Below are 25937 nucleotides of genomic sequence, written 5' to 3' on the forward strand. Positions count from 1 at the left end.
ATTCTCGGGGTGGCTAAAACTGCCACCCAAGACGAAATAAAAAAAGCTTTCCGTAAGCTTGCCCGCCAGTTTCATCCTGATGTCGCCAAGGACAAGAAAATGGCGGAAGAGAAATTTAAGGAAATCAATGAAGCCTACGAGGTTTTGAGTGACGCCGGGAAAAGAAATAAATATGATACGTTAGGGCCTGACTGGCAAAGTGGGGGGATGGGTGGATTTGGCGGGGCTCCCGGCTCCGGTGGGATGAGAGGGCCAGGACGTCCACGCACCGCCCAAGGCCCAGGCGGTTTTGAGTACCATTTTAACGGAACAGGATTCAGCGACTTTTTCGAGCAGATGTTTGGAGGATCCCGTGGTGGATTTGGCGGTGAGGATGATGAGGCTATCCGCGGAGGAGGATATGGAGGAAGGGGAGGGTATTCTGCCGAGGGTAATGATATCGAAGGTGATATCATGGTGACTCTAGAGGAGGCCCTGAAAGGTTCAGACCGACTGGTAAAGGTGCAGAAGACAAATCCTCAAACAGGGGAGGTAACCCCCGAAACTTTCCAAGTCAAAATCCCGGCAGGAGTCAAGGAAGGCCAAAAGATACGCTTGGCTGGGCAGGGGGGCAAAGGAGTCGGGCGAGGAAAATCAGGAGATCTCTATCTTCGTGTCCGGTTTACAAAGCATCCAGACTTGCGAGTGCAGGACTCGGATATCTATTATGATTGTGAACTGATGCCGTGGGCCGTGGTACTCGGTGGAGAAGCTGAAGTCCCCTTGATCGAAGGCCGCGTCTCCGTAAAAATCCCCGCAGGGGCTCAACACGGGCAAAAACTCCGGCTCCGGGGTAAAGGCCTACCCAAAGGCAAAGAGGTCTATGGCGATTTTTATGTGGTGATAAATATAGAGGTTCCCAAGACCGCTACGGACGAACAGCAAGAGCTTTGGCGCAAATTGCAGCAGACTTATGAGTAGTCAGGTGAGTGCCTCTCATCGCCGTAAGTTAAGGATGGGAGAGGGATGAATTGACTTTTTTGATATTCTTCCAAGCTGGAATTAGTTTTTCTCAGGAATATCAATATGACACTTGACGGATAATAAAATATGACAAGATTATGTAGCAACCCTAGGAGGAATTTTTAATTTATGACGACCCCCCAGAAAACATCGCCAAAAATGAAAAAGGTCGAAGTGGAAACTCTCCTGAAAGCGGGGCAAAAAGCTCCGGAGTTCAAATCAGTGGATGAAACGGGTGCGCAAATTGCCCTGAAAGATTTCAAAGGAAAGAAGGTGGTCCTTTATTTTTATCCAAAAGACGATACACCCGGATGTACCACCGAGGCTTGTGCTTTCAGGGACGGTTTCAAGGAAATCGCCAAAAAGGGGGCTGTGATCCTCGGGGTCAGTCCGGACCCGGTCAAAGCGCATTTGAAATTCAAAGAGAAATTCAACCTTAATTTTTCCCTCGTCTCGGATGAATCAAAAACCATTTGTGAGGCTTACGGTGTATGGAAAGAAAAGAGTATGTATGGCCGGAAATATATGGGGGTAGAACGAACCACATTCATCATCGATGAAGTTGGAAAAATTACCAAAATATTCCCTAAAGTCAGTGTTTCAGTGCATTATGGTGAAGTTCTTGATGCGTTAAACTAAAGAAGACTTGTTTTGACTCGTGAATTTTGAAGATTTTCCCAGAATGCTCTCGTACGTGGGGGCACTTTGTTTATAGCGTTGAAGACATGATTAAGCTTTATCAGAATTCGCAAGATATTCTTTTTACCTGTGGAGGACAGACTGCTGGGCAGTACCGTTTCACAGTCGCTTACAAGCCCCATTTACATCCGCTGAATTCCCCACGCGGACATTGTGTGAGTTTGGCTGCTCCTTATGATCATAAACACCACAAGGGGGTGATGTATTCCTTGCGTGCGAAAGGAATGAATTTCTGGGAGGAAATAGAAATCACTCCTGCCGATAAAGTCGGGCGACAACGCCATGATTCATTCGAGAAAATCGTTGAGAGTGGTAGGGAAGCCGGATTTGTCGAGAAACTGACTTGGCTTTCGGCTGAATCCTCGGAGATATATTTTACGGAGACGCGTTCGGGTTTTTGCTCATATGATGGCACACTCTCGGCATTCATTTGGACTTGGAAAACAGATTTAAGCGCACAACGTGACATGATAATGGTGAAAAGCAATTGGAGTGAACCTCTGCCGAATGGTCAAACGGTCAATTACCACGGGTGAGCAGTCCGGTTTGGCTGGAATTTTGTCGGGACGATCGGTTGGAATATCTTGAAAATGGATGGCAAGACACTGCCGATGGCCGAGGGAATGGGCAAAAAGGCGCGTTCAGTCGAAATGATCGGAAATATGGACGGAATACACCCGATCCCCAAAGTCAGCGTCAAAATGCACAATGATAAGGGGTATATGTGTTATGTCCGTGACATGCCCTTTCCGTTTCACAGTCTCGGGCCGACAAATGAATCCGAGGTTATCTTGAAAAAAGGTGATAAAATCGAGGATCACTATCAAGTGAGAGTCCAAGATTTGTAATCGTTATTTTACGAAGTCTTATTTTTGCTGAATGGGGATTACTTTAAACGGTCGCCGAAAAGAGAGGTTCCTATACGTACGATGGTAGAGCCTTCTTCGATGGCCACAGTGAAATCCCCGCTCATGCCCATGGAGAGGACAGGCAGTTGATAACCGAGATGGGATTCTAATCTGTCGCGCAAATTGCGCAGATGAGCGAAATAAGGCCTAGCTTTTCCTGGATCATCGGAGTAGGGAGCCATGCACATGAGCCCATGCAGTTCCAGCCGAGGCATTTCATTGACTGCTACAGCAAGTTGCTCCAGGGAATCAGGTTTCACCCCAAATTTAGTCGCCTCACCGGCGACATTTACCTCGACGAGTACTTTTTGGTTTTTAGCGGCTTTTTCTGCACATTGATGGATCTCAGAGGCGAGATTTAGGGTGTCCACGGAATGGATTAATTCAGCAAATTGCACAGCTTCCCGGGCTTTGTTTGACTGGAGATGTCCGATCATATGCCAGCGGATGCTTGAGGGAAGAAGGGGGACTTTAGTTTTGAGTTCTTGAATTTTGCTTTCCCCGAAATCCTTAATTCCACTACGATAAGCATCTTCCATGGCATCAAGGGCAATCTTTTTACTGACGGCTAAAAGGAGGATATCATCCGAGGAACGACCAGATTTTGAGGCTGATTGGGCAATTTGCGCGTGGATAGAGTCTATTCTTTCTTCCAAAGTCATAAGGGTACTGTAGATTAAATCAGGACAGAAGGGGAGTAATTTTCATGACCTAGATCTTGCGCTCTGTGTCTGGAATGCCTAGATTCTGCCTCAGTCATGCCGACATTAACAAACCAGATGGAACAGGCCTCAACAAATTTAGCCGGATCATTCAAAATCGATGATCTACCGGTTTCGGCCCAGTTAGGAAGGACTATTGAAGCAATCCGGGATTTTACTACAATCCAAGTATGGTTTGATTTCTTTCAGATTTTTACGCTCGGTCTACTATTGGGATTACTTATTGTCTGGTTTTCCGACTATCTCATGAGGTTTTTTGTTTCACATGAAAGAACTCGTCTTAGCAGGGATATTGTAAAAGCGGTCCGTTGGCCGCTGGCTATTCTCGTTTTTTCCTATTTCCTGAGTGTCGGGGTGGATATCCTTTATTTGCCAGGGTGGTTATGGAATAGGATTCATTTCACACTTTTCCCGGCGATATACGGATTGGCTTTTCTTATCGGCCTTTTCCGGATGATTGATGTAGGTGCGGATATTTACCTGAAAACACAGAATGTTGAGGAATCAGATATTGATGAACAACTTGTTCAGCTTTTGGTTAATATACTCAAGGTGCTAGTGATCTTGATTGTCGGGGTATTTATTATTAATGCCATTGTGGGGTTGGATAAAGTTATTCCCCTTTTAACTGGTTTGGGATTTCTAGGGGCTGCATTGGCACTTGCGGCTCAACATACCTTGGCCAATGTTTTTGCCTCTATTTCGATCCTTTTTGACCGGATTTTTAAAGTAGGAGACAGGATTCGTTTTGGGGATTATGACGGGTTTGTGCTCAAGACTGGGTTGCGCAGTATCAAGCTTTCTGCCATGACGGGAGAAATAGTGACATTGCCGAACCGTGAAATTGCTGACCGCCAAGTCCGGAATTTGACGTCCAAAGGAGCCAGCTTAATCGACCTCGCCATCGGCTTGCCGTATTCGGCCTCAAGGAAGGATATTGAACGTGCAATTGCTGTCCTCAGTACTATTTATGAAGCTCATCCACAGGTCGTCAGACATACTACCCTTTTTTCAAAACTGGGCGATTACAGTTTGGATTTGAAGAGTTTTCTTTACGCAAAATACAAAAATTCTGGGGAATTTAGCCGGATTGTTTCCGAGCTGAATTTGGAAATTAAGGAAAAATTTGATGAAGCAGGATTATCCTTTGCTTTTCCTACACAAACGATAGAAATTAGCAGATCTGTAGCAAATAATAAGGTTTAATTATTTTCTTTAACGACAAGACAAGGTTTCTGTATGGCAAAACAAATAGTTGAAATGAATGTGGGAAAAGTCACCCAAGAGGCAGGAGATACAAAAACTTTCCTACTGCGTTGGCCAGAGGGAGTGGATTATGACTTTAAGACTGGTCAATTCATTACTATATACCTTCCTGAAGATCCGAAAATAAAAAGGGCTTATTCCCTGTCATCCTGCCAATATGATCGTGGTTGCTTCGAAATTAGTGTCAAACGTGCCGGACACTTTGGAGCCCTTCTCAATGATGTGATCAAGGAAGGTTCGAAACTCATGGTGATTCCACCGGTGGGTAAATTCAACCTTCCGGAAGATCCGACAAATGATGTCGTCATGATTGCAGGAGGGAGTGGGGTCACCCCATTCCGTAGTTTTATCCGCCACATCAACCATGACAAATTGCCTACCCGCGCGGTTCTACTTTACACGGTGCGGAATCCCTTGGAAATCATTTTTGATGAGGAGTTCAAGCAACTCGCTGTTGCTAACCCAAATTTTGAGTTCAAAGTGACTTGTACACGTGTGACTGCCGAACATGCTTATACGGGGCCAGTATGGCCCGGGCACATGGGACGGATCAATGCCGAATGGATTAAGGAACAGATCCGAGACCTGACAAAAACAGTTTTTTACGCTTGTGGGCCAACGGATCTTGTTCTGGCCACAGAGAAACTAGTCGTCGAAGATCTCGGTGTCCCTAAAGCCCAGATGCGCCTCGAAAAGTGGGGATAACCTCAGACTGGGGATGCAGAGCCCTGCTCAAGGGTTGTTACTTGTCCGGATAAACTCGGACTGGCATAACAGTGGGAACCACAAGGCTGTAATCCGAGGTTCTTAAAAAGTCGCTGGTACATGAGGGTGCTTCTTTTGAGCATGTTTTGGGTGTCGCCGGTAAGGGTTTCATCACTCGCATAGGCTTCAAGAAAAGCAATTCCGTCCAAATGGGGAATAAGCACTTTTAATCCTTCTTCTAACACCAGGTCAGGCAGGTAATACAGGATGTCACTGCAAATGATCATGTCATAGGAGCCTGATAATACACAGGGCGGGGGATGATTGAATTCCCCGAGTACCAGATTCCGCTTTTTTCCAAAATGTGCCACAGCATAAGTGCTCGAATCCATTCCCGTATATTGGATTTTAGGGCGCATTTTTTTGAGAATGGGTTGCCACTGTCCCTCTCCACATCCGACATCAAGAATGGTTCTTACCGGGCGTTGGAGGTAATACTCGGTTACACCTACGACTAAAGCAGCTTTCCTCATGGCCGTATTACGAGTGCTCACTCTCCGCCCGGGCTGTCGGTACCACTCGTCAAAGTATTTTTTATTATAATGTTTTTTGAGATAAGTCATAAATGATTGAATGATTGCACATTAAAAAATTTTGATCTGTCAGTATAAGGTGGTACGACCTTCTCCCTAAATGCTCTAATTCAAAACAAAAAAATGTCATCAGTACATAAAGAGGTTTGTAAAGAGATTCTCATGGCTGTGCAATCCGGGAAATGACGCGTGGGGTGAAAGGCTTCCCTACGGGCGGCATCTCTCGGCCCTTTGACTCAAGATCAGCTCCACGATTTTTAGTGAAGAGAATATGACGGAATTAGAGAAAAAGAGGGCGCAAGAATCCGTGAGAGGGTTAAATTAAGAAGTGCCTAAATACCGAGTGAATTTATAATCAAGTTTGAACGCGAAACATTAAAGGAAATTATGAGAATCATACGTTATCAAGACAGTGATGGGAAAATAGATTATGCTTCAGAGCAAACAGACGGTACAGCCTTTATCATCGAAGGAGATATATTGGGTGAATACAAAGTCTCCACTCAAAAAGCCAATGTGTGCAAATTGCTTGCCCCGATTATTCCTTCCTCCATTTTCTGCATAGGATTGAATTACAAGCTGCATGCCCAAGAAACGAATGCGAAAATTCCTGAGGTCCCAGTTGTATTCATGAAAGGAATTAATACCATTCAAAATCCCGGCGATCCGATTCTTTTGCCAACTCACCTCAAAAGTGAACAAGTCGATTATGAATGTGAACTAGCCATTGTTATTGGTAAAGCGGCAAAGAATGTGAAAAAGGAGGATGCCCTCAAGTATGTGCTGGGATATACATGTGCTAATGATGTGAGCGCTCGGGATTGGCAAATCAAATTTGGAGGCACTCAGTGGTGCCAAGGAAAAACATTCGACACATTTTGTCCTATCGGACCGGCGATCGTGACAATCGATGAGATTCCTCATCCAAATGATTTATCAATTAAAACAATTGTCAGCGGGAAGACTCTGCAGGATTGGAATACCAATGATATGATTTTTGATGTGCCCACAATTATTGAGTTTCTCAGTGGGAGCAAAACACTTTTACCGGGCACTTTGATTCTTACAGGTACACCTCATGGTGTAGGTATGGCCAGGAATCCAAAGCGTTGGCTTAAACAGGGAGATACTGTAACAATCGAAATTGGAAAAATCGGCACATTAAACAATCCCGTCCTAAATGAATAATCCATTGGATCAAACGGAGAAAATGATAGTTTTCCCACTAAGTAGCAAATTGCTTAATACCCGGAATTCCCCCCCCCTAGTTTTGTAATAAAGTGAAGCTAATTGTGTCGTTGTCAGGATGACGCTCTAGCTCGACACCATTTTCAAGAATCTGCATGATAAAATGAATATGATCTCCTTCTTTCCAAGGTAGTTGATTTAGGGGAATCGCGGCCTCAAGAATATTCTGATGTTTTGCACAGCAAACTGCCTCAAGAGAGAGATAGTTCTCACCGTCAAAACTTATTTGGGTATTAAAGGAGGGATCTAGGTCCCCATTTAAATCGAGGGTTAACCGATAGGAGACTGGTTTGATGAATTCAAAGCGCAAATGGCATGGTTTAAATTTAATAAAGTCTAGTGCCAGGAAAAGATGGGTATGATCGTAGCCAAACCGGATCGAATTAACGATCCTCTCCCCACGGAACATAGCCCCTTTTTCACCACCGGCTTGGAGAAGGCCAGCTCCTTCCCATTCAGACAGGGATGAAATCGTCCCGTCAATGATTGGGGTCATCATTTGCCGCGGTTGTTGCGCAACTTGCTTTGATTGATCCCGTTGGATAGGGATACTTAAGACATGAGGGGGTTCGGCTCCCAGATAACGATAGACATTTTGTAAATGGATCCTGAAGAGTTCATCAAAAAGCATATCACAGTCAGTATTAAAATCAGGTCCAAACCACCAGAACCAATCACTTCCCTCAGCCGCATAGATCGAGTTGAAGGCTTTTTTCCGTACATCGTCAGGGACATTACCCTCATTGATTCTTTTGATCAGGAAATCATGGGTTGCCCCGAGGAGATTCCAAGCGGCATTTTCTTCGTAATCATCGCCGATCCATATGTCAAAATCGCTATTAATCCATGAACCGGTATGGAGGGTAGATATGTTTTTTGTTTTAGGGAAAGCCTCGAAATAATCACTTCCACGGACGGTTTTAAGCGTTTTACTGGAGGCAAGGGCATCATAGAACTTCCTCAGAAATCCTTCGCCCCCGTCAGGGAAATGTTCCCAAGCATTCTCACCATCAAGAATTAAGGCGATCATTTTGTTTGGAAAATCTGTAACTGATCCAATGTGCTCCATATTGTGGAGGAGGTACTCGGCGGCCTGTTGGGGACTGTTTTTGGATGCGACAAACCCGATAAAGTCGGAGAGGGGACGTTCGCGGAAAATAGCATTCACCTTGCTATCACCGTAGGATGCGCTCCATCCTTGGAATAGCTCCAAATGGTCGGGTTTATGACCTCTCCAGGCGGGGTCGTTCTCTAAGCTGCTAAAAAGGTTGGCTTCGTCGGTACAGAAATACTCGATACCCACTTCTTTCATGAGAGGGATTAATTCCGGGGCGATAGAACCCTCGGAGGGCCAGAGCCCTCGGGGTTTCCGGCCAAAGACTCGCTCATGTTGTTCTACCGCCAGACGGAGTTGGCTTTCAGCGTCTTCCGGGTGGGAGAAACGTTTGGGCAAATTGCGTCCTGGCATGCAGCGTTTGGCGAATTGAGTATCGTAGATCAGGGGCAGGATGGGGTGGTAAAATGGGGTGGTGGTCAGTTCAACTTGGCCTTTGGCCTCGAGTTCTGCATACTTTCTCAAGACCAGCTGCATGATTTCGAGGTGGATGTCTAGAACTTCGTTTTTTTCGTCTTCTGTAAAATCCCGGCCCTTTTTCTTGAGAGTGGTTAGACGTGGAAAATAATGTTCTGCCCGGTAGCCGCACCAACCTAGGTTATACCAGACTTGCAAATCCAAGAAGTCCTGATTACTCCATTCTTTGGCAATTTGCCGAGCATTCTCCGGGCTCATGGAAAAGCCGCGTTTTGTGAGGAGTTCATTATAGCGAGGGAACGGGCGGATAAGATTATCCCAGTTTATCTTAAAGAAATTATCCAGTAAGATGGCTTTTTCATCCAAAGTTAATTCTCCGGAGGGCTTCCGGGACCATTCCAGCCAAAGATCTTTAACTTCTCCAGATGTAATCTCGACAATTTGTTTTACCAAGACAGGGGTCAGGTTGAAATTCATCCGACAGGCAGGGTAATCCTCCAAGAGGGTGATCATATCGAAGTATCCCTTGACTGAGTGGAGGCGTACCCAAGGCATCATGGCTGTTTTTGTCAGGGGATTGACATAATCAGGCTGGTGCATGTGCCAGAGGATAAAAACATTAAGCATAAATAAATTCCCTTAGGTGTTTAACTGGATAAATCAAAAGAATTAGCAGTTTTCACGCCGAGAACAAGAAAATGAATATCTTATTATTTGCCGAAATTCAGATAGGTATATTCCTGTAACCCACGCTCATAATCATCCAAAAGCTTCATCCCCTCAGAGGGGATCATTTTATTTTGCTTAATAGCCGCATCCACTTGGTTTTTTACGGAACGAGAAAGCTCCACCTCACTATATTGTGTAAGGGCCAGGACTTCGGCGATGGTATTGCCACGGATGATATCTTCTACATAGTAACCACAGGGTTCATCAGGTTCCAGGAATACGTGGAGTTCGTTGACACGACCAAAAAGATTATGCAGGTCTCCCATGATATCCTGGTAGGCACCCATGAGGAAAAAGCCTATATAATAGGGTTCGTTGGGTTTTACTTCATGGAGTGGCAAGGTTTCGCGTGATTCTTTTAGTCCGATGAATTTCTTAATCTTACCGTCCGAGTCGCAGGTAATGTCGACTATACTTGATTGGCGGTCAGGTTCTATATTCAGTTTATGGATCGGCATGATTGGAAAAAGTTGCCCCACAGCCCAATGATCTAGAAGAGACTGGAAAATGGAGAAGTTACACATGAGCTGATCACTCAGTTGGGTCTCTAAATCGCTGATTTCTTCTGGTACATAAGACTCATGCTTAGCCTTTGCATAGATTTCACGGCAAATTTCCCAGTAAAGATTTTCAATTTTGGCTTTAAGTTTGAGATCGGCCATGCCTAAGTCGAAAAGGTCTTGGACATCATCCTTGATCTCCTTGGCATCGTGGAAGAGTTCCATGTAGTTTTTTGGTAAACCTTTGTTGGAAACACTTTCCTTGATGCTCTTGAGTTCATGGACCAATTTATGATCCTTTTCGATGTAATCAGGGGCCGTGTCAGGGTCGGCTTTTTCAATGCTGCCAAAGACATTCACGATCAGAACTGAATGGTGGGCGACGAGTGCCCGTCCACTTTCGCTGACAATATTCGGATGAGGCACCTTTTCCGCATCACAAATCTCTTGAACATTAAAAATAATGTCGCGGGTATATTCTTTTAATGAGTAATTGATCGAGCTTTCGTAGGATGAGCCACTACCATCATAATCCACACCCAGTCCGCCTCCCACATCGATATATTCAAGGGGATAACCCATTTGGTGGAGCTTTGAATAATAACGGGCGGCTTCGCGTGTCGCCTTTTTAATCGTCAGAATATCGGGAACCTGGGAGCCGATATGGAAATGGAGGAGCTTAAAGCAATGATTTAATTTGCGGCGCTTGAGCATTTCACAAGCCTCAAGGAGTTCCGGGGTCGAAAGACCGAATTTCGCATGTTCCCCGCCTGAGGTGGCCCATTTACCCGCCCCTTTGGCTTGGAGACGGACGCGGATCCCGATCCAAGGCTCGACATTCATTTCTTTGGCGACTTGCAGGATGAGTTTGAGTTCTTCAAGTTTCTCTACAATGAGGATGACTTTTTTGCCTAGTTTCCTGCCGGTCAAGGCGGTGCGAATAAAAATGGGGTCTTTGTACCCGTTACAGACAATCAGACTTTCCGGATTCTTATGCATGGCTAAACCCGCAAACATCTCGGGTTTACTCCCCACTTCGACTCCGAAATTATAGGGTTCACCAGCATCGAGGATTTCTTCGACTACTTCGCGGAGTTGATTGACTTTAATGGGGAAAACACCGGTATAGAGGCCTTTATATTGGTAATGGCTAATGGCCTCCCTGAAGGCTCCATTGATTTGGTCAACGCGGTGTCGGAGGATATCCTGAAAACGGACAAGTAGAGGAAATCCTAACCCACGTTTTTTTGCTTCAGCAACAAGCTCCATAATATCGATTGAAGCCCCATTTTCTTGGAGTGGGGTGACCTCGATATTTCCTTTTTCATTGATGCCAAAGTATTGGTTGCCCCAACGGTCAACATGATAAGTTTCAATGGAGTCTTTAACCGACCATTTTGATGGGCCGGTTCCTTGTGGATTTTCTTCAGTGGCTTTGCTCATTATTTTTTGTCTGTGAAAGAATCTATAAGACAGGGGCGCAGAAATTCAACTACACATTCATAAAAAAAATCATTTTTCATTTTTGTCACAATTTACGGAGCCTGTTTCCGTTTTAGATATTTGGAGGATATTCAGCTTTATCGAGGTGAATTACTTTTGGAAAAGCTCTTGCTCCTTGCCCTTGTGATCGTTTAAAATCAGGGCAGTGAAGAAAGATGTCATCGAAATAAGGGTCAAAAAGCTATATCAGGTTCCCCAAGGGTTTGCTGTTTTTGTTGGCAATGATAATAAAACTTTTATTATTTATGTTGACGGGGGTGTAGGGAGTGCCATCGATATGTTTTTACAGCATATTCCCAAGGAAAGGCCCCTGACCCATGACCTTTTAATCAATATTATGCAAGGACTAGGGGCAGTTTTAGATAGGGTTTTGATTAATTCGATTAAGGGAAATACATTTTATGCTAGGCTATTCATAAAATGTGAGAATGAATTGGGCAAAAAACTCATTGAAATCGACTGTCGTCCAAGTGATGCACTCGCATTGGCCGTTTATTATAAAACAAAGATATTTTGCGGCAAGGATGTGTTGGATTCCGTAGAAGATGTCAGTCACATTCTCCAGAAAATTGAATCACAATCCCTTGATGACATTGATTTCAGCGGGGAAGAGGGTTAAGCGAAAATGATGAGCCTGTCGGAATAAAGTGAAAAACCCGAACAAACAATATTTGAATAGTGCGTCAATCGATCTTCTTGTCGGCTGCGGCTTATGGACCCTGCCACTCTTTGCACTTACTTATCTGTTAAATTTACAATCATTGATCGGTGTAGGATTCTTCTTTTATTTTTTAGGAAACTTCTCGAATAACCCACACTACATGGCCACTATCTACCGGGCTTATGGGAGAAGGGAGAACTTCGAGAAATACCGTTTTTTTACTATCTACATAACGATGATTGTCTTGATGACAATTATTGTTGCCCATGGTTTCCCCCTATTTTTCCCCTTGGTTTGGACTATTTATCTTATCTGGAGTCCGTGGCATTATACAGGCCAGAATTACGGTATAGCCATGATGTTTGTCCGTAGGGGAGGCATAAATCCTGACCCCAAAGAGCGCAATTTGCTCCATTATTCATTCATCGCCTCCTATATCTGTTGGTTGGTTGATATGCAAAGTAGCGGAATGGTGGATCCCTATGTTTTGAACTTAGGCATTCCTCAAGATGTAGCCGTGCCTTTACGGAGCATTTTATTGGTTATTTTCCTTGTGTGTGGAGTCTGGTCTTTGGTTTCCATGTCGAGAAATGGTGAAGCGCGCAAGTTGCTTCCGGCTACAGTTTTACTCATGACCCAGTTTTTATGGTTTTTAGCACCTGGAATTATCAAATTTATGACAGGCGGTAATCTTACGCCGACTACCTATGCTGGGGGAGTGTTGGCTTTCATGCATTGCACACAATACCTTTGGATCACGAGTTATTATACAAAAAAGGAGATGGTTGTTACTCAGGGAAAGGATCAGAGGGGATGGAGTCCGTGGCGTTATTATGCGATCCTATTTATTGGAGGGGCCGCTTTATTCCTGCCCGGCCCGTGGTTAGTGAGTTATGTTTTTAATTTTGATTACATGAAAAGTTATCTCATTTTCTTTTCCTTGGTAAATCTTCACCATTTTATCCTTGATGGGGCAGTGTGGAAGTTACGTGACAAGCGAGTGGGTAAATTACTTTTGGATACGCCGGAAAAATCCACTCAAGGTATATCGCCGTTAGATAATGGGCGTCAGAAGTCTCTCATCCTCTGGAAAGTTACTGGAGCTTTTGTGGGGTTATTTCTCACACTTTTAGTTGCGGCAGACCTTCTGCAATATTACATGACCCAATCAGATTCTACAGAGAAACAACTAAGCTTGGCTGGAAAAATCAATCCAAATGATTCCCGTGTGTATTCCGCCCAGGCCATGAAGTTTCTTGATCAAGGAAATGCGCTTGAAGCGAGTAAACAAATACGTATTGCACTAGCACTGGATTCCTACGGGGCAAAATCAGATCAAATATTAGGAAACTCCCTGATGGCCTCATCTAAGCTGGAAGAGGCATTTATTCTTTATAGTGATATGGAGAAAAAATATCCACAATGGCGTGAGGTAAGCGGTAGTCTAGGAATAGTGGCACTACAAACAGGACACTATGATATTGCCGCAGATCGCCTGGGGAAGATCTATTTGCGTAACCCCAAGGATATGGGGATTATTTTACCCCTGTCTATTGCACTTCAAATGAATGGGGAATATGAAAGAGCTATACCCCTATTAGAAAAATATATTGCGGTGATGAGTCAACAAAACGGGCATGCTGTAAATGTACGAGATCATATCCAAGCAGCTATTTCGTTGGCAGATGCGTATTGGCATGTAGGCAGGCTTCAGGATGCCGTTTACTGGATGGAATTAGCACACGCGGGTGCACGAGAGTATCGTCTGCAGGATATGGAAATGACAGCAGGAAAATATCTCGACGAAATGAAAAATTCATCTGGTCCTCGACGTTGATTTCAAATTCAACAACGGACAATTAAAGGTAATTTGCTGCCTTATTCCTTAAAAGGTCCAAGAAACGGTTTGCACATGGGGGGAGGGAGCCCTTCCAAAAGGCGGCAATGGGTAATTTGGGGAAATCCTTGAGGACAATTTCAATGAGTCCTTTGGGCGGTTTAAAGTCAGGCCGTTTGACTGATAATCCCCAGCCGAGTCCCTGATTGGCATACGCCTCAACTAATTCGATTGAACCCGCTTCAATTGTTACTGGCCAAGAGTAGCCCAAAGATTCCAGATGGCTTTGGAAGAGGGAAGTGAGTTTTTCATGGTCAGGGAGGGAAATAAGCGGAGGGGCGGCCAGTTTGATTGCTTTAAAAAGATCCTTTTCATTTTTGATATATGACAGATTAGAGGGGATGAGAGCAATCATGGGGAGACGGATAATTTCAAGACTTTGAATACGGGGGGGGAGGTGTTGCTCGAGTACTGTTATCGCCAGATCAGCATCTCCTCTATCCAGTATATCGATTGAACCAGATTGATTCCTGTCAAAAATCCTCAAGACTACATCCGGCATTTCCTTCTTCAGTTGTTTAAAAAGATCAGGAAGGTATATTTTTAAGAATTCACTGACACCGGTTATACGGAGTTGGGGTTTCAGGTTATTGAAGATTAATTCATTAATATCTTTTATCCCTGAAAAAAACGGATTGATAAAATCATAAATACGTTTTCCAGCTGCCGTCATAGAAAATGGTTTTCTTTCAAAGAGTTTTACTCCCAGTGATTTTTCTAAGGAGATCAATTGAGCACTGACAGCCGGTTGCTGGATACCATAAGGAATATGACGGCAAGCTTTGACGATTCCCCCGTGTCTGGCTACATAGTAGAAGAGTTCAAGATGGTGAGTATTGACCATGGGAGATATATAGCATTATATAAATCGATACATAAATAAATATTATCGATTATTTTAATTGATAAAAATATGTACGCTTTTTCATATGGATAAATCTATTGATCAAGGTTCCACTTCACTTTGGCGAATATTATTCGCCCAAGCTCAAGTGGTTTTTAATGATAATGCGGCCAAACTTGCTTTGGTTGGAGTCATACAGGTTCTTCTGGCTTCCGATACTCAAAAGGCGGCAATTTGGGTCGGGGTCATTGCCGTGTTGTTGGTTTTACCATTTGTCCTCTTTTCTCCACTCTGTGGGTGGATGGCGGATCGTTTTTCTAAGCGTGATATTATGCTGCGTTTATTATTTTTTCAGGTCTTTGTGATGGGCTTGATGATAATGAGTTTACTCATTCAAAATCTTTATCTTGCCGCTTTTTCCTTTTTCCTCTTAGCCGTGCAGGCGACGATTTTTTCTCCCGCAAAACAAGGCATACTCAAAGAAATTGTCGGTTCCAAAGGATTAAGTATGGCCGTGGGGTGGATGGAATTATTGACCATGTGTGCAATTTTATTAGGAAGCTTTGCAGGGGGATGGGTTTTCGACCGGTTTCTCGGGCAGGGACACTCCACTTGGGGTGCAGCATTATGGGTGATCATGATTCTCTCTATTTTGTGTATTCTGACCATTGCTATTTTCCAGCCTGTGGTTAAAACCCCGTCCCAGATGAATGAATCCTTCGAGTGGAGGATCACCTACAGTCACTTTTATGCATTAAAGCATTTATGGCAAAATAAGGCATTGAGTCTGGCATCCTTGGGAATTGCCTATATCTACTCCTTAGGAGGGGTTTTTTATTTAGTTATTTTGCAGGCTGGTCGTGAAGTTTTTGCCGGCAAGGCTGGAGCTACTAGCCAAAGTGGGCTGAATCTCTTAGTACTTGGACTTGGTGTTGCTTTGGGTGCAATTTGCGCAGCATTATGGGGAAAAAGGCGACTGGAGATGGGGGTGATTGCAATTGGCGGATTAACCATGCCTCTATTCCTTTTTTTGTTGGGATTCTTACCCGTAACTACAAGTATATTTAACTGCGTATTATTTTTGGTGGGTGTATCTACAGGGCTATTCATCGTACCGTTGAATGTATTCCTGCAGGATAATGCCCCCGAAGTGGAAAGAGGCCGGATTTTAGCAGCCACGAATTTGATGACTAATCTGGGAGGCGTCTTCTCTGTGGGGGTCTACCTCTACATGTCGAATGTTTTAAAGCTTTCTTCCGGTACCCAATTTCTTATTCTCACATTCCCCACATTAGTTGTGGCACTCATTGTCCTCAGGTTACTGCCTGAAAGTTTAACCCGTGTGATAACTGTTTCAGTATTAAGCCTCTTTTATAAAGTCCATGTACAGGGAGAAGATAAAGTGCCGAAGAACGGGGGAGTATTATTGGTATGTAATCATGTGAGTTATGTGGATGCCTTTATTCTCCAGCTCGGGTGTCCCCGGATAATCAGGTTTATCTCCTATGAATCATTTTTTAAGATTCCTGTACTTGGATTTTTCCTCCGACTGTTTAAGACAATTTCTATTTCATCAAAACATGCAAAAGAGGCCATTCGTGTATCATCTGAACGCCTCAAAGGGGGCGAAGTAGTCTGCATTTTTCCTGAAGGGGAATTAACCCGCACAGGGAAAATGCAGGGTTTTAAAAGAGGGTTTGAACTCATCGCCAGACGAGCGGGAGTGCCTGTAGTCCCTGTCCATCTCGATTCCGTGTGGGGTTCGATTTTCTCATTCAGGGGCGGGCGTTTTTTCTCTAAGCTGCCCGTAAGAATCCCGTGGACTGTGACCGTATCCTTTGGGGAACCAATTTCGCCTACAGAAGCTGATCCTGTCGTCGTGAGGCAAAGAATTATGGATTTGGGGGAGGAGGCTTTTTCTTCACGGCCAGAATTGAAAGGGAATATCGGTTATGAGGCAATGAATTGCCTGAAGAGAAACCCTTTTAGGTGTATTATTGTTGATCGGACAGTTGAACGACAAGAGATGAACCGCATCACACTCTTATCAGCTTCATTAACATTGGCAAGTTACCTCAAGAAGAATATTCCTGATAAAAGGATTGGCATTATTTTACCCCCGGGTATAGGCGGGAGTATTGTAAATCTGGGTGTAGTGTTGGCGGGAAAAGTCCCTGTTAATTTAAATGTTACAGCTGGGATGCCATCTGCTAAGGCATGTTTAAAAAGGGGAGACATACGAACAATCCTTTCTGCTGAAATAGTTCAGAGAAAGTTCCCTGATTATCCATGGACGGAGAATACGATTGATTTTGGAAAGTTGATTAAGGGCATTCCTAAAAGCCATCTTTTAATCAATTCTCTCTTGGGTTTCATCTTGCCCGCCCGCCTACTGGCATGGGTAAAAGGAATATCAACTCAGGGGGGGAATGAAGAAGCGATTCTACTTTTTACCAGTGGTAGCTCAGGGGAACCCAAAGGGGTAGTGATCTCCCACAGCAATTTGCTCGGAAATATAGGCCAGATTAACAGTGTGGAACTGATCCAGCCTTCTGATTCAATTTTAGGATCCTTACCGCTTTTTCATAGTTTTGGGCTGAATGTCACACTCTGGTATGTGTTTCTGAGGGGGTGTAAGGTTGTTACTGTTCCATCTCCCCTAGAAGCGCGTAAGATTGCTGATGCTGTTCGGGAAGAAAAAGTCACAGTCATGTTGAGTACGGCGACTTTTATCCGTAGTTATATGCGCAAACTGGAGACTGGAGATTTTGTATCTTTGAGGTTTGTGATTGCAGGAGCTGAAAAAATGCCCCTTGAATTGTATCATTCGTTTAAAGAAAAGTTTGGCATTGAAATCCTTGAAGGTTATGGGCTGACGGAAACTTCTCCAGTCAGTAATGTAAACTTGCCTGACCCAGTCATGGGGCTCGGGGAAAATCTTAATCAAGTCGGACATCGTCTCGGGTCAGTAGGACGTTTATTACCCGGACAGACGGCCCGGATTATTAACCCTGAAACCTTCGAGGAAATGCCCCTGACATCCACCGGCATTTTAAAATTAAAAGGTCCCAATATTTTTAAAGAATATCTTGGGGAACCTGAGCGAACGGATTTAGTGCTCCAAGAGGGCTGGTTTTCGACCGGGGATATCGCCCGTTTTGATGAAGATGGATTCATGTATATAGAAGGGCGTTTATCTCGGTTTAGCAAGATAGGCGGGGAAATGGTGCCTCATGGGACCATTGAAAGTAAGATAGTTGAAGCTTTAAAGATAGACCAATTTGATGGTGTCAAAGTAGTGATTGTGGGTGTTCCTGATGAGTTTAAAGGTGAGACATTAGTACTTGTAACATCTGTTGATATAAATAGGGATGAGCTTAAGAAAGCCTTATCAGAAGCGGGATTGCCCAATCTATGGATTCCTAAAGTCATCAAAAAGGTAGATGTTATTCCCATATTACCAACCGGAAAATTAGATTTGGCCGGTTGTAAGAAAATCGGAGAGTCTGAGTATAAAAAATATTAGCCACCAAAAACTCTTTTGATGTTTGACTGCATATTTAAGAGTATTGGAACAGATTAGAGTGATTTTGAGGGTGGGGTATTATTCAATAATTTCAGGATTCGTTCTTTCCCATGGGGGAGTCTTCGCCCTGAGAGTGGAATGATGAATAATCCAGTAGGCGGTAGCCACAAGGACACCTCCTATTAATGTCGCGATGAACCATAACCATGGGCCGCCAAAAAAGACGCCTGCATTTCTTAAGCGCAATTCATCCGCATCTTTGAGTACGCCAAGGGCAAAAAGGAGATGAACAAGGGCGATGGCCAGTACAGAGATGAGATATATCAGAATTAAGAAACTTCCCGGGATAAGATTAGAAAAATTAAAATTCATAATAAAGATTACCCGCGAGGTTGATAGAAGGGAATAAAAAAAGCGGCTAGGAATTTCTTCCGAGCCGCTTGAAATACTATTTTTGAGGAATTAACCACCAACTTCAGCGCGTGCATCAGATGCTAAGGCTGTTGACAGGTATCTTTCCCCGGTGGAACAACCGATTGTGACAATCAATTTCCCTTTATTTTCAGGGCGTTTTGCGACCTCAATAGCCGCGACGACATTGGCTCCAGTGGAAATACCAACCAAGAGACCTTCTTCTTTAGCCAAACGGCGGGCCATCGCAAAGGCATCGTCATTCGTTACCGTGATCACTTCATCAATGATATCCATATGTAGATTATCAGGAACAAAGCCTGCTCCCGTCCCTTGAATCTTGTGAGGGCCGGGTTTAACGGGTTCGCCATTCCTTGTCTGGGTAATAACAGGAGAGTCTTTGGGTTCAACAGCAATGGCTTTAAATTCTGGTTTCCGAGCTTTAATAACCTCAGAAATCCCGGTAATAGTACCACCAGTACCGACTGCCGAAACAAGAATGTCGATCTTTCCGTCGGTATCTTTCCAGATTTCTTCTGCAGTCGTTTTCTGATGGATATCAGGGTTTGCTGGATTTTTGAATTGTTGAGGGATCCAAGAGTTAGGATTTTCCTTGTGGAGGGCTTCAGCTTTGGCAATGGCACCTTTCATGCCTTCGGCGGCAGGAGTGAGGACAAGCTTGGCTCCCAGCATTGCCAAAAGTATCCGGCGCTCTATGGACATCGTTTCAGGCATGGTGAGGATAATTTTATAACCTTTTGCAGCAGCAACAAAGGCTAGGGCGATCCCTGTATTACCAGAAGTGGGCTCGATAATAAGTGTATCCTTCGTCAAGATACCTTTCTTTTCAGCGTCATCGATCATTGCAGCTCCGATACGGTCTTTGACACTTCCTAGCGGGTTAAAGAATTCGGCTTTAACTGCGACTGTAGCCTCTAAACCTTCTGTAACACGGTTTAATCTGATAAGGGGAGTATGTCCGATAGTTTCAATAACATTATTATAGATTGGCATAGTTTATTTACTTAAAGGTTGATTGATTATGGGAAACATAGTTTAAATCCCCGATAACAACAAACAAAGCTTTTAAAATAGATGAATAAACAATACTCAGTTGATAGGAATTTACGCCCCACCAAAGCTGTTATTCTTGCTGCCGGAAAAGGCACGAGGATGGGAGCGCTTACTAAAGACCTGCCTAAACCGATGGTTGAGGTGAATGGAAAACCTGTCTTACTTCACATTATTGAAGGATTAAGGGATGCAGGTATTAAAGATATCTTTATCATTACCGGATACTGTGCCGAGGTAATTGAGGATTATTTTCAAACTGGTGAGAGAATAGGCGTTTCAATTTCATACGGCAGGCAAATGATTCAGGATGGGACAGGTAAAGCGCCTGAAATCGCTAAGGAATGGGTCGGGAATGATAATTTTCTTATGACTTATGGGGATATATTGATTTCCCGTGAAAATTATTCAGGAATGCTGGATGGCTTTGCAAATAGCACCGAAAGAATAGAATCATTGATATCAGTAAAAAAGGGAGAGGATGTGAAAAAGGGTGCCGTCGTGATTTTTAACGATAAATTTTTAATGACTGATCTGGTTGAAAAGCCTAATGACCAACAACTGGCGGAATTAGAGGCGGCTGGAAAACTAGGAGACGGAAAGCCGATTTGGTACAACGCTGGTGTGTATTTATTTACCCCCCAAATTTTTATTCACACAGCGAGTATCGAGAAATCACCCCGCGGTGAATATGAGTTGCCTGATGCAATACGGGCGTTTATCAGCAATGGCCAGAATGTTTTAGGTTACGAGATGCAAGGGCAGTGGGTGGATGTCCGTGACCCCAGCGTTTTAGAAGAGGTTCAAGGAATTAAACTATAGAAATCGGGCTTATTGGTAATAATTTTGTCGTAAAAATAAAAAGAGCTTGCAGATTTTTCGAAAAAGTCTCATTGTTCAAAAAGGTTAAGCGGGTGTAACTCAGTTGGTAGAGTGCAACCTTGCCAAGGTTGATGTCGAGGGTTCGAATCCCTTCACCCGCTCCAATAATCGTTTGACTCCCATGCGAGTTTCATCTTCACATAGCTTCTACTTTCTTATTTTTTTAACTCAGGAAAAGGAATAAATATTATGCAAAAAGACCATTCGTTCGTAATACATGTCACAGGACGTCATGTTGATATCACTCCGGCACTTAAAGAATATGCCCAAAAGAAGGTAGAGCATTTATCCCCAAATTATCCTCGTATTCAAAGTGCCCACGTTATCCTAGCGATTGAAAAACACCGCCAAAAAGCCGAATTTGTATTGAACTGCAATAACCATATCGTCATTGAAGCCCATGAGACGACGGATGACATGTACGCATCCATAGATTTGGCAATCAATAAAGTCCTTCAACAAATGAGGAAACATAAGACGAAATTGCTCAAAAGTCATCGCCCCCGTAAATTTGAGCCTACTGAGATTAATATGCCCATTTATCGGGCTGATTTTCATCCGATCACTGATGAAGAAGAACTAATTAAACCACGGGAGATTCATTCCGAGAAGGTCATGATCAGGCCTCTTTCTCTCAATGAAGCTATTTTAGAAATGTCTATTAATGAAAAACAATTCCTTGTATTTTTTAATACGGATACGGAAATTGTAAATATAGTGTATCGGAGACAGGATGGGGATTTTGCTGTGATTATTCCGACAAAGAAATGATCTGCTGATTATGCCAAAGCAAGTAGAATATATAACTGTTGATGATTTTTACCGTAGCTATGCGGAATCTCTGGGGATTGAGCTCGTGAGTGGAGAGGGCGGGTTATTCCGGCGAATTAAAGAGGCTACAGTGAATCGCCCTGGCCTGGCTCTTGCAGGGTTTTTCCGCTATTTTGCGGATAAACGAATTCAAGTTATCGGTAGTGCTGAGTCCACCTACTTGAAATCTTTATCTGCGAGTGAACAAGTCAAAAGAATCAGATCTTTATTTAATCGTAAAATTCCATGTCTCATTTTTGCCCGTAATCTCCTGCCGAGTAAGGAAATTATAAAACTATCAAATGAAGAGAATTTTTCGTTATTCAGGTCGACCCAGGTGACCATGCAATTGATTAACAAGGCAACATTGGTGCTTGAAGAGCATTTTGCGCCCCAGACCAGTGAATTTGCCAGTATGATCGATATTGCAGGGATAGGAGTATTGATTAGGGGGAAAAGTGGAATCGGAAAGAGTGAATGTGTTTTAGCCCTGATTGAACGTGGCTATTCTTTTGTAGCTGATGATGTTACCTATATTAGATTAAGGGAGAGAAAAGACCTGATCGCTACCTCGCCTGATATCACACGGAATCATATTGAGGTTAGGGGGATAGGGATTATCAATGTCGCCTCGGTTTTTGGGGTGCAGAGTATTACAATCGATAAAAAGGTTGAACTCGTTGTTACTTTAATCGAGTGGGATGAAGCTCAAAACGTGGATAGAACAGGTTTGGATACATCCTATTACGAAATTTTAGGACAGAAAGTCAGGCATGTCGAAATACCTGTCCGCCCAGGACGAGACATAGCGAGATTGGTTGAAGTAGCGGCGTTGGATTCAAAGTTAAAGTCATTCGGCTTGGATTCAGCAAAAGATTTTAATAAACGCTTGATTGAAAGAATGAATTCAAGTAAATAATCTATTATGTCCAAGACGGTTGAAAAACAAGATAATGAAATTACAAAAGAACTTACCATTCTCAACCGTATGGGATTACACGCACGACCGGCAGCCATGTTTGTAAAGACTTCTAATAGCCATAAATGTGAAGTTTGGGTGGAGAAAGATGGTGAGCAGGTAAATGGCAAAAGTATTATGGGACTGATGATGTTGGCGGCTGGTTACGGTTCGAAACTTCGTGTGACTGCCCGTGGGAATGATGCAGATGAGGCAATTCGTGATTTAGAGTCTCTTTTACTCCGTAAATTTGGCGAAGAATAGCTCGTTTTCACTTCCTTATTTAATCATAAACGTATTTTTTTTGATAATCTCAATTTTTTCTATTGAGAGTCACATTAAAAGACTCTAATAGTCTATTCATCCCTATGTCAGATGAGCAAAATCAAATACAATCAGAGCAACGTTTTCAGGGAATAGGTGTCTCACCTGGAATTGTTCACGGGAAAGTAATCGTTTTCGGACGTTATACCCAAAGGGTCAGGAGAAGGACAATTACACCGGAAGAAATTGATGGTGAAATCGCTAAACTTGAGCAGTCATTGATCAAGACGCGTGGAGAAATAACAGCCATCCAATCACAAATTGCCGCTTCGATTGGAGATAAAGATGCCAGTATTTTTGATGCCCATTTACTCGTTGTTGAGGATAGTTCGCTCATTGTACAAGCGATTAAAGACATGCAATCTACCATGTACTGTGTTGAGTATTGTTATAGCCGTGTGGCAAAGAGGTATATCAAATCGCTTCAACAGATTGATGATGATTACATTAGGGAGCGGGTCTCAGACATAGAAGATGTTACCCGGCGTGTATTAAGGAATTTATTAGGTCTTGAGCACAGGAATCTTAATGCCCTGACAGAGCCTCGAATCATTGTCGCATACGATCTTTCCCCCTCAGACACCGCCACATTGGACAGGAATAATGTCAAAGGTTTTGCCACAGATATCGGGAGCCGGACTTCTCATACGGCGATTATGGCTAGGTCATTAAATATACCGGCTGTGGTTGGACTGCACGACATCAGTGAGATTATTGAAAATGATCAATATATACTTATTGATGGTTATAAAGGGGTATTAATCATAAACCCGTCAGAAAGCACCCTTTGGGAATACGGCCAGATTGAATCCAAGAAACAAACAATTGAAGATCAACTGGATGAAGTTCGCTTTGTCGAGCCTATTACCATTGATGGGAAAAGAATTCATCTGGCAGGCAATATTGAGTTACCCGATGATGTGGGACATGTGGTGGAAAACGGGGCGGAGGGCATTGGTCTTTACCGTACAGAGTTTTTCTTTATTAACCGAGACGAGTTACCGACAGAGGATGAACAATTTGAGGCTTATGTCCAGGTTGCCCGTACAATCAAACCCCATTCAGTTATTATCCGTACATTGGATATTGGTGGGGATAAGTTCCTTTCGCACTTGCAGATTCCCCAAGAGATGAATCCATTTTTGGGTTGGCGTGCAATTCGTTTTTGTCTGGGGAGGAAAGATGTATTTAAAACACAATTAAGGGCTATCCTCAGGGCGAGTAACGAAGGCAATGTCAAAATCATGTATCCCATGATTTCTGGAGTCAAAGAAGTCATACAAGCAAATGCCCTCTTAGATGAAACGATGCAGGAGCTCAGACAGGAAGGACAATCATTTGATGAAAATATACAAGTGGGAGCCATGATTGAAGTCCCTTCCGCAGCATTAACGGCAGAACGAATTGCTGATGAGGTTGATTTTTTCAGTATTGGGACAAATGACTTGATTCAGTACTCAATTGCTGTGGACCGGGTGAATGAAAGGATCGCATACCTCTATGAACCTACACACCCTGCGATTCTTAAGTTAATAAAAATCACAACAGAAGCAGCCCATAAGAAGGGGATATGGTGTGGGATTTGCGGGGAAATGGGGGGGGAGATTTATCTGACACCTCTTTTGATCGGATTGGGCATTGATGAGATCAGTACCGGTTCAATCCAAGTACCATTTATTAAACAGGCTATTCGTTCATTTAATTTCAGTGAAGCACAAAAACTTGCTGACGACGTCATGCAAATGGACGACCCTGATGATATTCTGAATTATTGTAAGGAATTCGCCCAAAATCATTATCCTAAGTTATTAGAATAAAGATCACTCAATGAAAATTAATGATGTGATAGATGGATTAATGATCCTTGTTTATTTTTTTCGGTATAGTAGGGATTGGCATTTGGGTAGGACGTAAGGGGAAGTCCCTGGAGGATTATGCCCTTGGTAATAGGTCGATTTCATGGTGGGCGGTATTGGCATCAATTATCGCAGCAGAGAGGACCAGTGCCGCAACCTTTTTAGGCACACCTGCAGAAGGCTTTAAAACAAGGGGTTATTTTTATGCCCAATTGGTTATCGGGACAACCCTGGCACGTATCATCATCGCCTATATATTTATCAAACCATAGGGGACTTCAGACTTTCGTGTGGGATTCTTTATTGTGAATGAAATGCCCGTTGTCATCAGGGGACTTATTATAGCAGGAGTATTTCCGACAATGATGGGATCAACGAGTGCGGCACTTAATGCCCTTACCACAAGTTTCACAAAGGATTGGTATCAACCCTATATCAATCCCAAGGCAACGGATAGACAATCTGTAAGGGCGGCCAGGATATCGACTGCTGTTTTTGGAGCACTCATGATCATTGTGGGGACTGTCGCCGCCTACTTTGTCATTCACAATCCTAAGTTGACGATTATTCCCCTAGCATTAAGTATCTTGGGATACAGTTATGGTTCTATCTTGGGGGTTTTTCTCCTTGCGGTCTTAACGAAAACAAGGGGACTTGATGTGATAAACTTCGTAGCCACGATTCTAGGAATGTTTGCAGTTTTAATATTTGGAAAGGTGAAATTTCCCTTTTTCGGACACGAGATTAACTTTGGTTTTTTCATGCCGGAATGGTTTCCAGCCATTTCATGGGTTTGGTATGTTTTAATCGGGTGTAGTGTCAGATTTTTAATTTCAATCTGTTTCCGAACACCCCAAGAGGTCATAGATAAATTAAAGGAAAAAATCATCAACTGACAGGTTAATCACCAATCAGAATGGCCTGTGCAACTGCATAATCTTTTGCGTGTGTCAAACTGATCAAAGTTTCTTTTACCCCGAGCAATTTGCAGAGTTCCAAGGCTTTTTCCGAGTAAACAACATAAGGTTGTCCAGAAGCTTTTCGTAGGATTTCCATATCTATCCATCCGAGTTTTTCACCGATACCGGTTGCAAAAGCCTTCGAAATAGCCTCCTTTGCCGCAAATCGCACTGCCAGATATGGCTCGAAAAATTTATGTCCCATGCAGTAAGTAAGTTCTTGTTCTCCATAAATCCGGTTTAAAAATCTTTTACCGAATTTTTGGTAAGCAGAAGAAATACGTTCTGTTTCAATCAGATCAAGGCCGATGCCAATAATTCTCATTATAGAT

At 43.3% G+C, this 25937-nt stretch carries 25 protein-coding genes and 1 tRNA gene; 18 read left to right on the forward strand and 8 right to left on the reverse strand.

The annotated features are described in order from the left end of the window. The 4 genes from SGI98_00950 to SGI98_00965 form a co-directional block, all read left to right on the forward strand. Positions 1-960: J domain-containing protein (locus SGI98_00950; GenBank protein MDZ4741970.1), on the forward strand; the 960-nt coding region annotated here is incomplete at its 5' end. 171 nt (positions 961-1131) lie between these two features. Beyond that, complete coding sequence (gene bcp / locus SGI98_00955; GenBank protein ID MDZ4741971.1) at positions 1132-1641, forward strand: thioredoxin-dependent thiol peroxidase; 510 nt, start codon at positions 1132-1134, stop codon at positions 1639-1641. 86 nt (positions 1642-1727) lie between these two features. After that, positions 1728-2237, forward strand: coding sequence for a DUF6807 family protein (locus tag SGI98_00960; GenBank protein ID MDZ4741972.1), 510 nt, complete (start codon positions 1728-1730; stop codon positions 2235-2237). A 54-nt stretch (positions 2238-2291) separates the two neighbouring features. After that, on the forward strand, positions 2292-2549 hold the full coding sequence (locus SGI98_00965; GenBank protein ID MDZ4741973.1) for a hypothetical protein: 258 nt from the start codon (positions 2292-2294) through the stop codon (positions 2547-2549). 38 nt (positions 2550-2587) lie between these two features. Here SGI98_00965 and SGI98_00970 read toward each other — a convergent pair whose 3' ends face one another. Then, positions 2588-3271, reverse strand: coding sequence for a YggS family pyridoxal phosphate-dependent enzyme (locus SGI98_00970; GenBank protein MDZ4741974.1), 684 nt, complete (start codon positions 3269-3271; stop codon positions 2588-2590). Positions 3272-3367: 96 nt separating this feature from the next. Here SGI98_00970 and SGI98_00975 point away from each other — a divergent pair, with 96 nt between their 5' ends. Then, on the forward strand, positions 3368-4537 hold the full coding sequence (locus SGI98_00975; protein MDZ4741975.1) for a mechanosensitive ion channel: 1170 nt from the start codon (positions 3368-3370) through the stop codon (positions 4535-4537). A gap of 33 nt (positions 4538-4570) precedes the next feature. Continuing rightward, positions 4571-5302 (forward strand): FAD-binding oxidoreductase, encoded by a 732-nt coding sequence (locus SGI98_00980; protein ID MDZ4741976.1) that lies wholly within the window; start codon positions 4571-4573, stop codon positions 5300-5302. A gap of 2 nt (positions 5303-5304) precedes the next feature. Here the strand turns inward: SGI98_00980 and SGI98_00985 are convergent, their stop codons facing one another. Next, on the reverse strand, positions 5305-5925 hold the full coding sequence (locus SGI98_00985; GenBank protein ID MDZ4741977.1) for a class I SAM-dependent methyltransferase: 621 nt from the start codon (positions 5923-5925) through the stop codon (positions 5305-5307). A gap of 357 nt (positions 5926-6282) precedes the next feature. Here SGI98_00985 and SGI98_00990 point away from each other — a divergent pair, with 357 nt between their 5' ends. Further along, positions 6283-7083, forward strand: coding sequence for a fumarylacetoacetate hydrolase family protein (locus SGI98_00990; protein MDZ4741978.1), 801 nt, complete (start codon positions 6283-6285; stop codon positions 7081-7083). A gap of 76 nt (positions 7084-7159) precedes the next feature. Here SGI98_00990 and SGI98_00995 read toward each other — a convergent pair whose 3' ends face one another. Further along, positions 7160-9301: an alpha-amylase gene (locus tag SGI98_00995; protein ID MDZ4741979.1), complete on the reverse strand. Its 2142-nt coding sequence runs from the start codon at positions 9299-9301 to the stop codon at positions 7160-7162. A gap of 83 nt (positions 9302-9384) precedes the next feature. Beyond that, the gene (gene speA, locus SGI98_01000; protein ID MDZ4741980.1) at positions 9385-11346 is read right to left on the reverse strand and encodes a biosynthetic arginine decarboxylase; all 1962 of its coding nucleotides are present in this window, start codon (positions 11344-11346) and stop codon (positions 9385-9387) included. 205 nt (positions 11347-11551) lie between these two features. On the opposite strand from speA, the gene SGI98_01005 reads away from it, so the two are divergent. Further along, positions 11552-12025, forward strand: a complete 474-nt coding sequence (locus SGI98_01005) for a bifunctional nuclease family protein (GenBank protein ID MDZ4741981.1) — start codon at positions 11552-11554, stop codon at positions 12023-12025. Positions 12026-12053: 28 nt separating this feature from the next. Then, positions 12054-13904, forward strand: a complete 1851-nt coding sequence (locus SGI98_01010) for a hypothetical protein (protein ID MDZ4741982.1) — start codon at positions 12054-12056, stop codon at positions 13902-13904. A 22-nt stretch (positions 13905-13926) separates the two neighbouring features. Here SGI98_01010 and SGI98_01015 read toward each other — a convergent pair whose 3' ends face one another. Next, positions 13927-14808: a LysR family transcriptional regulator gene (locus SGI98_01015; protein ID MDZ4741983.1), complete on the reverse strand. Its 882-nt coding sequence runs from the start codon at positions 14806-14808 to the stop codon at positions 13927-13929. An 85-nt stretch (positions 14809-14893) separates the two neighbouring features. On the opposite strand from SGI98_01015, the gene SGI98_01020 reads away from it, so the two are divergent. Further along, entirely contained in the window at positions 14894-18334 is a 3441-nt protein-coding gene (locus SGI98_01020; GenBank protein MDZ4741984.1) for an MFS transporter, read from the forward strand. A gap of 78 nt (positions 18335-18412) precedes the next feature. Here the strand turns inward: SGI98_01020 and SGI98_01025 are convergent, their stop codons facing one another. Together SGI98_01025 and cysK are read right to left on the reverse strand one after the other, a co-directional pair. Beyond that, positions 18413-18706 (reverse strand): hypothetical protein, encoded by a 294-nt coding sequence (locus SGI98_01025; protein MDZ4741985.1) that lies wholly within the window; start codon positions 18704-18706, stop codon positions 18413-18415. A gap of 90 nt (positions 18707-18796) precedes the next feature. Next, positions 18797-19759 (reverse strand): cysteine synthase A, encoded by a 963-nt coding sequence (gene cysK, locus SGI98_01030; GenBank protein ID MDZ4741986.1) that lies wholly within the window; start codon positions 19757-19759, stop codon positions 18797-18799. Positions 19760-19840: 81 nt separating this feature from the next. On the opposite strand from cysK, the gene SGI98_01035 reads away from it, so the two are divergent. From SGI98_01035 to SGI98_01070, 8 genes are all read left to right on the forward strand, one after another. Continuing rightward, the gene (locus SGI98_01035; GenBank protein ID MDZ4741987.1) at positions 19841-20638 is read left to right on the forward strand and encodes a sugar phosphate nucleotidyltransferase; all 798 of its coding nucleotides are present in this window, start codon (positions 19841-19843) and stop codon (positions 20636-20638) included. Positions 20639-20726: 88 nt separating this feature from the next. After that, positions 20727-20802: transfer RNA gene (locus tag SGI98_01040), tRNA-Gly, on the forward strand. An 85-nt stretch (positions 20803-20887) separates the two neighbouring features. Then, a complete protein-coding gene (gene raiA, locus SGI98_01045) occupies positions 20888-21469 on the forward strand; it encodes a ribosome-associated translation inhibitor RaiA (GenBank protein MDZ4741988.1) in 582 nt (193 codons plus the stop codon). A 10-nt stretch (positions 21470-21479) separates the two neighbouring features. Then, positions 21480-22427: an HPr(Ser) kinase/phosphatase gene (hprK, locus tag SGI98_01050; protein ID MDZ4741989.1), complete on the forward strand. Its 948-nt coding sequence runs from the start codon at positions 21480-21482 to the stop codon at positions 22425-22427. 6 nt (positions 22428-22433) lie between these two features. After that, entirely contained in the window at positions 22434-22730 is a 297-nt protein-coding gene (locus SGI98_01055) for an HPr family phosphocarrier protein (protein MDZ4741990.1), read from the forward strand. Between the two features lie 104 nt (positions 22731-22834). Beyond that, positions 22835-24607, forward strand: a complete 1773-nt coding sequence (gene ptsP / locus SGI98_01060) for a phosphoenolpyruvate--protein phosphotransferase (GenBank protein MDZ4741991.1) — start codon at positions 22835-22837, stop codon at positions 24605-24607. A gap of 47 nt (positions 24608-24654) precedes the next feature. Then, the gene (locus SGI98_01065) at positions 24655-24918 is read left to right on the forward strand and encodes a hypothetical protein (GenBank protein MDZ4741992.1); all 264 of its coding nucleotides are present in this window, start codon (positions 24655-24657) and stop codon (positions 24916-24918) included. Positions 24919-24960: 42 nt separating this feature from the next. After that, positions 24961-25542 carry a hypothetical protein gene (locus SGI98_01070; GenBank protein MDZ4741993.1) on the forward strand — a complete coding sequence of 194 codons (582 nt, stop codon included), beginning with the start codon at positions 24961-24963 and terminating at the stop codon, positions 25540-25542. 4 nt (positions 25543-25546) lie between these two features. Here SGI98_01070 and acpS read toward each other — a convergent pair whose 3' ends face one another. Then, complete coding sequence (gene acpS / locus SGI98_01075) at positions 25547-25930, reverse strand: holo-ACP synthase (protein MDZ4741994.1); 384 nt, start codon at positions 25928-25930, stop codon at positions 25547-25549. Between the last annotated feature and the right edge of the window lie 7 nt (positions 25931-25937).

Source organism: Verrucomicrobiota bacterium (assembly GCA_034440155.1).
Classification (GTDB): Bacteria; Verrucomicrobiota; Verrucomicrobiia; order JAWXBN01; family JAWXBN01; genus JAWXBN01.

Coding starts and splice junctions, on each gene's coding strand:
- bcp (MDZ4741971.1), top strand. CDS start 1,132: ATGACGACCCCCCAGAAAACATCGCCAAAAATGAAAAAGGTCGAAGTG.
- SGI98_00960 (MDZ4741972.1), top strand. CDS start 1,728: ATGATTAAGCTTTATCAGAATTCGCAAGATATTCTTTTTACCTGTGGA.
- SGI98_00965 (MDZ4741973.1), top strand. CDS start 2,292: ATGGATGGCAAGACACTGCCGATGGCCGAGGGAATGGGCAAAAAGGCG.
- SGI98_00970 (MDZ4741974.1), bottom strand. CDS start 3,271: ATGACTTTGGAAGAAAGAATAGACTCTATCCACGCGCAAATTGCCCAA.
- SGI98_00975 (MDZ4741975.1), top strand. CDS start 3,368: ATGCCGACATTAACAAACCAGATGGAACAGGCCTCAACAAATTTAGCC.
- SGI98_00980 (MDZ4741976.1), top strand. CDS start 4,571: ATGGCAAAACAAATAGTTGAAATGAATGTGGGAAAAGTCACCCAAGAG.
- SGI98_00985 (MDZ4741977.1), bottom strand. CDS start 5,925: ATGACTTATCTCAAAAAACATTATAATAAAAAATACTTTGACGAGTGG.
- SGI98_00990 (MDZ4741978.1), top strand. CDS start 6,283: ATGAGAATCATACGTTATCAAGACAGTGATGGGAAAATAGATTATGCT.
- SGI98_00995 (MDZ4741979.1), bottom strand. CDS start 9,301: ATGCTTAATGTTTTTATCCTCTGGCACATGCACCAGCCTGATTATGTC.
- speA (MDZ4741980.1), bottom strand. CDS start 11,346: ATGAGCAAAGCCACTGAAGAAAATCCACAAGGAACCGGCCCATCAAAA.
- SGI98_01015 (MDZ4741983.1), bottom strand. CDS start 14,808: ATGGTCAATACTCACCATCTTGAACTCTTCTACTATGTAGCCAGACAC.
- SGI98_01020 (MDZ4741984.1), top strand. CDS start 14,894: ATGGATAAATCTATTGATCAAGGTTCCACTTCACTTTGGCGAATATTA.
- SGI98_01025 (MDZ4741985.1), bottom strand. CDS start 18,706: ATGAATTTTAATTTTTCTAATCTTATCCCGGGAAGTTTCTTAATTCTG.
- cysK (MDZ4741986.1), bottom strand. CDS start 19,759: ATGCCAATCTATAATAATGTTATTGAAACTATCGGACATACTCCCCTT.
- SGI98_01035 (MDZ4741987.1), top strand. CDS start 19,841: ATGAATAAACAATACTCAGTTGATAGGAATTTACGCCCCACCAAAGCT.
- raiA (MDZ4741988.1), top strand. CDS start 20,888: ATGCAAAAAGACCATTCGTTCGTAATACATGTCACAGGACGTCATGTT.
- hprK (MDZ4741989.1), top strand. CDS start 21,480: ATGCCAAAGCAAGTAGAATATATAACTGTTGATGATTTTTACCGTAGC.
- SGI98_01055 (MDZ4741990.1), top strand. CDS start 22,434: ATGTCCAAGACGGTTGAAAAACAAGATAATGAAATTACAAAAGAACTT.
- ptsP (MDZ4741991.1), top strand. CDS start 22,835: ATGTCAGATGAGCAAAATCAAATACAATCAGAGCAACGTTTTCAGGGA.
- SGI98_01070 (MDZ4741993.1), top strand. CDS start 24,961: ATGCCCGTTGTCATCAGGGGACTTATTATAGCAGGAGTATTTCCGACA.
- acpS (MDZ4741994.1), bottom strand. CDS start 25,930: ATGAGAATTATTGGCATCGGCCTTGATCTGATTGAAACAGAACGTATT.